We start from the raw sequence: 6,318 nt of genomic DNA, 5'->3' as shown, positions 1-6,318 counted from the left end.
GGGCCTCGCGCATGACCGAGATCGACCGGCAGACCGAAGGCGAGGAGAAGACGGGCGAGTTCATCGGCGCCTACGCCGTCAATCCGGTGAACGACCAAAGGATTCCCATCTGGATCGCCGACTACGTGCTGATGGGTTACGGCACCGGCGCCATCATGGCCGTGCCCGCGCACGACGAGCGCGACTTCGCCTTCGCTCGAGCCTTTGGCCTTGCGGTCGTCCCGGTGATTCAACCCGAGGGCGAAAGCTTGGACGGCAGCACCATGACGGAGGCCTATACAGGTGACGGCGTGATGGTCAATTCGGGGCCGTTTGACGGTACGCCTTCGGGTAAAGAGAGCAATCTGGAGGGCATCCGCAAGGTCACCGCTTGGCTCGAGGCGGAGGACAAGGGCAAAGGCGCCGTCACCTACCGCCTGCGCGACTGGCTGATCTCCCGCCAGCGCTACTGGGGTACGCCCATCCCGATGGTCTACTGCGACGGCTGCGGCGTCGTGCCCGTCCCCGAAGAGGAGTTGCCCGTGATGCTGCCTGAGGACGTGGCGTTCATGCCCACCGGCGAGTCGCCCTTAAAGTCCCATCAGGGCTTTTTGAACACCACCTGCCCGGCGTGTGGAGGCAAAGCGACGCGCGAAACCGACACCATGGACACCTTTGTGGACTCCTCCTGGTACTGGTTTCGCTACCTGTCGCCGCACTTGGAGAACGCGCCCTTCGACCGCGAGCTGGCTAGAGCGTGGATGCCCGTCGAGCAGTACACGGGCGGCATCGAACACGCCATCTTGCACCTGATGTACTCGAGGTTTTTTACGAAGGTGATCCGCGACCTGGGCCTGACCTCGGTCGGCGAGCCCTTCAGCAAGCTGCGCAACCAGGGCATCATCTTGGGCGAGGACAACGAGAAGATGAGCAAGTCGCGCGGCAACGTGGTGAACCCTGACGAGCTGGTGGGCGCCTATGGAGCCGACGCCGTGCGCGCCTACCTGATGTTCATCGGCCCCTGGGAGGCGGGCGGCCCCTGGAACCCGAGCGGCATCGAGGGCGTGGCGCGCTTTTTGAACCGGGTCTGGGCGCTGCTGACCGAAGCGCCCGCCGACGAGGGCGCCGACGAGAATGCCGGCGAGAGCACCTTGAAAGAGCTGCGCCGCGCGGTGCATACGGCCATCAAGGAGGCCGGCGAGGACATGGAGGGCTTCCGCTTCAACACCGCCATCGCCGAGCTGATGACCCTGGTCAACAGCATGAACAGGGCCAAGAGCCGCGCCGTCATGGCGACGCCCGAGTGGCAAGAGGGCGGCGAAGCGTTGATCAAAATGCTGGCGCCGATCGCCCCGCACATCGCCGAGGAACTGTGGCAGCGCGGCGGCCGTGAGGGCTCGGTCCACCTGCAAGGCTGGCCGGACTACGACGAGGGTGCCTTGACGCGCGACACCGTGACCCTGGCGGTGCAGGTGAACGGCAAGCGCCGCGGCGAGGTCACCGTGCCCAAGGACGCCGCCAGGGCGAGCATCCTGGCTAGCGCCAAGGCCGCGCCCAACGTCGCGCGCTACTTAGCGGGCGCGGACATCGTCAAGGAAATCGTAGTGCCGGGGCGGCTGGTGAACATCGTCGTCCGCAGCTAGCTCGAGACCGGCGGCGGGGCGTTCCGGCGCCCTGCCCTGCGGGCGGGTGGAGCCGTGATAGGCCCCAGGCGCCTTAGCGCAGCGGCTGCACGCGCTTGACGAGCTGCAAGGTAACGCCCCAAGGGTCGCGCAGGAAGGCGATCTGGTCTCCCGCCGGGGTGGTGTCGATGTCGCCGTCGGCCCTGGCGCCGGCAGCCAGGAGCCGTTCTCGCTCCCCCGCGATGTCCTGGGCGAGAAAGGCCAGGTGCAGCGTGACCGGGTCTTGCACGGCGTAGTCGGGCATCGGCGCGGCCGGATTACTGTAGAGCTCGAGCATGCTGCCCGCCTCGTCGGCGAGAAAGTGGATGTAGGGACTGGCGCTACTCGCCTTGACGACGCGCAAGTTCAGGTGCGTTTGGTACCAGGCCGCGGCGGCTTGGGCATCCGGGACATTTAGGGCGACGTGCTCGAGCTTCATGGTGGACCTCCTGTGCAAGCATAGCAGCGCCGGTCATGGCTGGGAAGGGTCATGGCTGGGAAGGGTCATGGCCAAGAAGGCAAGGGAAGAGCTCATTTCGTATGCTTGAGCCATGAAGACTCACGACGTAGTCATCGTCGGTGGCGGCATCTCGGGCCTGAGCGTAGCGCACTACCTCAAGGAGGGACGGCCCGAGCTGGAGGCGACCGTGCTCGAGCAGCAGGCCGAGGCCGGGGGCAAGCTGCGCTCGAGCAGGCACGGCGGCTACACCCTCGACTGGGGGCCGAACGGCTTTCTCAGCAACGTCCCCGAGACCGTGGAACTCGCCAGGTCGCTGGGCTTGGAGGCTGAGCTCCAGCCCGCCGCCGACGCGGCCAAACACCGCCTGCTCTACAAGGACGGCAGCCTCCGCAGCCTGCCCACCTCACCGCCGGCCTTTTTGAGGAGCGAGTTGCTCTCCCCCGCCGCCAAGCTGCGCGCGGCGGCGGAAGTCTTCGCCAAAGCCCGTGAGGAGGAGGAGACGGTCCATACTTTCGTGGCGCGGCACTTCGGCGAGGCCTTTGCCGAGACCCTGGCCGGACCGATGGTCCTCGGCGTCACCGCGGGGGACGCTCGCAAGGTGAGCCTGGACGCGCTCTTTCCCAGGCTGCGCGAGCTGGAGCGGCAAGGCGGCAGCCTGCTGCGCGCGCTCGTCCGGGCGGGGAGGGAGAAGCGGCAGCGGGGTGAGGGCCGCCTGACGAGCTTCAGGGGCGGGGTGCAGAGGCTGAGCGACGCGCTGCGGGAGCGTCTTGGCGGGTCGCTGCAGACGGAGGCGGGCGTCACCGCCATCCTTAAGTCGGCCAAAGGCTATACGGTGTGCCTCGAGTCCGGCGAGCGCTTGGGGGCGAGCGCGGTGGTCCTGGCGACGCCCGCCTTCGTGAGCGCGGCGCTGCTGGCGTCGCTGGTGCCGGAGGCGGCCGCCGAGCTGCGGCGAATCTCCTACGCGGATGTGGTCGTCTACGGCCTCGGCTACCACCGCATCGACGTGCCCCGGCTCCTGGACGGCTTCGGCTTTCTGGTTCCTCGCGGCGAAGGCCTCAGGATCCTCGGCGTGCTCTACGCCTCGAGCCTCTTTCCGGACCAGGCGCCGGAGGACCGGGTGCTGCTGCGGGTAATCGCCGGGGGCAGCCTGGACCCCGGCTTCGCGGCACTCACTGAAGACGAGGCGCTCGAGGCGGTGCGCCGTGACCTCGCGCTCAGCATGGGCATCACCGCGAAGCCCGAGCTGGCCGAAAGGGTTCCCTGGCCGCGGGGCATCCCCCAGTACGAGCTGGGACACCGCGCCAGGGTCGCGCGGGTGATGGCGGCACTGGCAGGACGCTCGCTCTTTGTCACGGGCAATGCCTATTACGGGGTAGGGCTAAACGACTGCGTGAGGGACGCCCGGCGCGTGGCGGGGGCGGTGACGGAAAGCTTAAAACGACTCACGCCGGCTATACGTCACCCGGCCACAGCCGACCATCCCTCGCCATAACCCGGTGAACGCCTATACCATGGGTGGGATTGTGCGGGATGCAGGACTTACCGCCCAAGAGTTCCGCAAACTCCTGTAGCTCTTGCTCCTGCCTCGAGCCCCAGTAGCCCCACTGCAAGAAGCTCGAGTCCTGCCCCAAGTCCCATAAACCGCTCGAGACCTGGCCCAAGAACCCGGCAGCCTCTCCCTTTTGGCCTATACTGGTGTCATGGCAAAGACCCTAGAGCCTGAATACATTGTGGACGCCAAAGGCCGCAAAACCAAAGTCATTCTGCCTGTTGATGAGTATGAAAGGTTACTCGAGGACCTCTACGACCTGAGAACGGCGGCCAATGTCAAAGATGAAGAGAGTATCCCCTGGGAAGAGGTGAAGCAGGAATTAAAGCGTGATGGCCTCCTATAGGATCACGCTCAAACGCACTGCCATCAAAGACTTACGCTCCCTCCCCAAGAACATGCTAGGGCGCGTTCAAGCTTTACTAGACAAGCTCTCTACTGAACCACGACCTCGAGGCACAGCAAAAATTCAAGGTGAAGAGAACATGTACCGGCTTAGGCTCGGTGACTACCGCATCATCTATACGCTTGACGACAGCACCCGTACCCTAGACGTGCTCTTTATTCGTCACCGTCGAGACGTTTACAAGCTGCTCTAATTCCCTCGAGCCCCAAATTCTCTGCCTGTCGGGCTCTTGTATTTATAATCGTTTATACTTTTGCCATGATTTTTGATTGGGACGAGCATAATTTCGAGCATATCGCCGAACACGATCTCGACCCAGACAATGTAGAAGATGCCTTCTATAACCGCAATGTTCCCGCCCCCGCTTATAACATTCGTGGCGAAGGACGCCACGCCCTTATTAGCACCACCGACGCCGGACGGATTATTTATGTCATCTACACCCGCCGCAACGGCAAGATTCGCGTCGTCACCGCCCGCGACGCCAAGGTAAGCGAGAAAAGGAGGTACAGACGATGAGCCAAACAAACGCCAAGCAAGCCCAGAGGAGCGAAGACGGCATGACCATCATCTACAGCCACAAAGACATTCCCGAGTTTAAGAGTGAAGCCGAAGAGCACGACTTCTGGAAAACCCATGTGTGGAGCGAAGAGATGATGGCACTAGCCGAACCTGACCCCGAGTTGCCACTCCCCAGGCCCAAGACCCGCTCGAGTATCACCTCGATTCGTTTCGAGGACGACACGCTCACGCGCCTCAAAAAGCTGGCCGGCAAGAAGGGCATGGGTTATCAGACGCTCCTCAAGGAGTTCGTCCTCGAGCGCCTTTACGAAGAAGAAAAGCGCGAGGGCATTATCCGCTAAAGCTCGAGCCCCACCCCAAGCTCGAGCCCCATCCTCGAGCCCCCACATTAAGCTCGAGCCCATTCAGCCTCGAGCCCACCCATGTAACCTCGAGCCCTACGCCAAGCAGGGACCCCACCCTCAACAAGCTCAAGTCCTACCCTCCTGAGGGCGGCCCTGTAGCGGCAACTCGGCACGCTCTCCTGTTGCCTCATTGATAAAGAGCAGTTTCCCAAAATCCTGCTTTAGCTGCTCATTGGCATCCAAGAATTCGATACCATAAACCGTGCCATCGGGCGCCAAGTCGATGATAAGCTCATCGCTTATCTTTAAAGACTCCACCTCTTCACGCTTGTCCTTTAAATGCAGGTAAGCGATATTGTAACGAGCGTCGTAACTAAGCTTCACCGCGCACCTCCGCTGCTAAAAGAATCGCGTAATGACCGTGATGACCAGCCAGTCATCCCCTTCTTTTACCGCATAAGTCTCCAGTTGCTTCGTCCGGTAAAACTGACCCCGCCATACGGTCTCAAAGGGAAAATTGCGCCGAAAGCCAGTCCTCCCTAACTTTGCCGGAAACTCCTCGCCCTTTTCAACGGTTGCCACTACCTCTTCTAACGATGCTCCTCACTCCAACAGGCGCTGCTGAGCATGAGGGTGGAGCCTAACGTGCACGCCTCTACCTTAGCATCCTCGAGCCTATCCCAAACCCTCGAGCCCCGCCCCAAGCCGGGGCCCATCATCCTCGAGCCCTACCACAAGTCTCATACGCTGCTCGAGCCTAAAGTCTAGCCACAGCATGAAGCGCAAAAAGATAGAGGGCTCGGGACCAAATTTACTTGGTTTGTGCATCAGATGTGCGTACAATACGCTTGTGAGGTATGCATGGGATCCGCAGAAGGCTGCCACAAACCTCGATAAGCACGGCATTGATTTTGCCGATGCCGTTACCGTACTCGAGGATCCTTCCGCTCTCACGCTGAGAGCAGACGATGAAGCAGGTGAAGAGCGGTTGGTCACGGCTGGCGTGGATTTTCTCGGTCGTGTACTCGTGGTTGTTTATACCCACAGGCGTGACAGCATCCGCTTGATTTCGGCGCGACCAGCCAGCAAAGCAGAAAGGAGGGTATATGAACGGAAGAGAGTATGACTTTGAAGGGGCGCAGCAGGGTGCTGTAGTCCCGCCCACAGGCAACAAGACGCGCATCACCATTCGGATTGACACCGATATTCTCGACTGGTTTCGCCAGAAGGTACACCAAGCTGGCGGCGGCAACTATCAGACGCTTATCAACGAAGCCTTGCGCGAGCACGTACAGCAGCAGGATGGAGACCTCGAGCAGACCTTGCGCCGGGTCATCCGCGAGGAGTTGCAGCTTCACAAGTAGCGCAAGCTCGAGCCCCACGCCAAGCTCGAGCCC

Annotated in this window: 11 protein-coding genes; 8 read left to right on the top strand and 3 right to left on the bottom strand. The window is 62.0% G+C overall.

Annotation, left to right across the window (positions count from 1 at the left end):
* Window positions 1-1,622 (top strand): leucine--tRNA ligase (gene leuS, locus M3498_02645; GenBank protein ID MDQ3458195.1); only part of this gene is annotated, 1,622 nt, incomplete at its 5' end.
* A 73-nt stretch (window positions 1,623-1,695) separates the two neighbouring features.
* Here leuS and M3498_02640 read toward each other — a convergent pair.
* Complete coding sequence (locus tag M3498_02640; protein ID MDQ3458194.1) at window positions 1,696-2,079, bottom strand: VOC family protein; 384 nt, start codon at window positions 2,077-2,079, stop codon at window positions 1,696-1,698.
* 112 nt (window positions 2,080-2,191) lie between these two features.
* Here M3498_02640 and hemG point away from each other — a divergent pair, with 112 nt between their 5' ends.
* The 5 genes from hemG to M3498_02615 all read left to right on the top strand — a co-directional run bounded on the left by hemG (window position 2,192) and on the right by M3498_02615 (window position 4,918).
* Window positions 2,192-3,592, top strand: a complete 1,401-nt coding sequence (gene hemG, locus M3498_02635; protein MDQ3458193.1) for a protoporphyrinogen oxidase — start codon at window positions 2,192-2,194, stop codon at window positions 3,590-3,592.
* Window positions 3,593-3,800: 208 nt separating this feature from the next.
* Window positions 3,801-3,995 carry a hypothetical protein gene (locus tag M3498_02630; protein ID MDQ3458192.1) on the top strand — a complete coding sequence of 65 codons (195 nt, stop codon included), beginning with the start codon at window positions 3,801-3,803 and terminating at the stop codon, window positions 3,993-3,995.
* Window positions 3,996-4,047: 52 nt separating this feature from the next.
* Entirely contained in the window at window positions 4,048-4,248 is a 201-nt protein-coding gene (locus M3498_02625) for a type II toxin-antitoxin system RelE/ParE family toxin (GenBank protein ID MDQ3458191.1), read from the top strand.
* 65 nt (window positions 4,249-4,313) lie between these two features.
* A complete protein-coding gene (locus M3498_02620) occupies window positions 4,314-4,574 on the top strand; it encodes a BrnT family toxin (GenBank protein MDQ3458190.1) in 261 nt (86 codons plus the stop codon).
* The gene (locus M3498_02615) at window positions 4,571-4,918 is read left to right on the top strand and encodes a BrnA antitoxin family protein (GenBank protein ID MDQ3458189.1); all 348 of its coding nucleotides are present in this window, start codon (window positions 4,571-4,573) and stop codon (window positions 4,916-4,918) included. Before M3498_02620 ends, M3498_02615 begins: the two co-directional genes overlap by 4 nt.
* Window positions 4,919-5,047: 129 nt before the next feature.
* On the opposite strand, the gene M3498_02610 is transcribed toward M3498_02615, so the two are convergent.
* Both M3498_02610 and M3498_02605 read right to left on the bottom strand, forming a co-directional pair.
* Window positions 5,048-5,305: a DUF2283 domain-containing protein gene (locus tag M3498_02610; protein ID MDQ3458188.1), complete on the bottom strand. Its 258-nt coding sequence runs from the start codon at window positions 5,303-5,305 to the stop codon at window positions 5,048-5,050.
* 15 nt (window positions 5,306-5,320) lie between these two features.
* Window positions 5,321-5,503, bottom strand: a complete 183-nt coding sequence (locus M3498_02605) for a hypothetical protein (protein ID MDQ3458187.1) — start codon at window positions 5,501-5,503, stop codon at window positions 5,321-5,323.
* A 268-nt stretch (window positions 5,504-5,771) separates the two neighbouring features.
* Between M3498_02605 and M3498_02600 the strand changes: the two genes are divergently transcribed.
* Entirely contained in the window at window positions 5,772-6,047 is a 276-nt protein-coding gene (locus M3498_02600) for a BrnT family toxin (protein ID MDQ3458186.1), read from the top strand.
* Window positions 6,028-6,285, top strand: coding sequence for a BrnA antitoxin family protein (locus M3498_02595; GenBank protein ID MDQ3458185.1), 258 nt, complete (start codon window positions 6,028-6,030; stop codon window positions 6,283-6,285). The genes M3498_02600 and M3498_02595 overlap by 20 nt, the downstream gene beginning before the upstream one ends.
* The last annotated feature ends 33 nt before the right edge of the window (window positions 6,286-6,318 follow it).

The sequence above is a fragment of the Deinococcota bacterium genome (genome assembly GCA_030858465.1).
GTDB lineage: Bacteria > Deinococcota > Deinococci > Deinococcales > Trueperaceae > JALZLY01.
The sequence above is the reverse complement of the archived record's forward strand: the minus strand, read 5'-3'. Positions and strand labels throughout refer to the sequence as shown.

What these genes read in the sequence shown, in the direction of transcription:
- M3498_02615 (MDQ3458189.1), top strand. Translation starts at nt 4,571, where the DNA reads ATGAGCCAAACAAACGCCAAGCAAGCCCAGAGGAGCGAAGACGGCATG.
- M3498_02640 (MDQ3458194.1), bottom strand. Translation starts at nt 2,079, where the DNA reads ATGAAGCTCGAGCACGTCGCCCTAAATGTCCCGGATGCCCAAGCCGCC.
- M3498_02625 (MDQ3458191.1), top strand. Translation starts at nt 4,048, where the DNA reads ATGCTAGGGCGCGTTCAAGCTTTACTAGACAAGCTCTCTACTGAACCA.
- hemG (MDQ3458193.1), top strand. Translation starts at nt 2,192, where the DNA reads ATGAAGACTCACGACGTAGTCATCGTCGGTGGCGGCATCTCGGGCCTG.
- M3498_02595 (MDQ3458185.1), top strand. Translation starts at nt 6,028, where the DNA reads ATGAACGGAAGAGAGTATGACTTTGAAGGGGCGCAGCAGGGTGCTGTA.
- M3498_02620 (MDQ3458190.1), top strand. Translation starts at nt 4,314, where the DNA reads ATGATTTTTGATTGGGACGAGCATAATTTCGAGCATATCGCCGAACAC.
- M3498_02630 (MDQ3458192.1), top strand. Translation starts at nt 3,801, where the DNA reads ATGGCAAAGACCCTAGAGCCTGAATACATTGTGGACGCCAAAGGCCGC.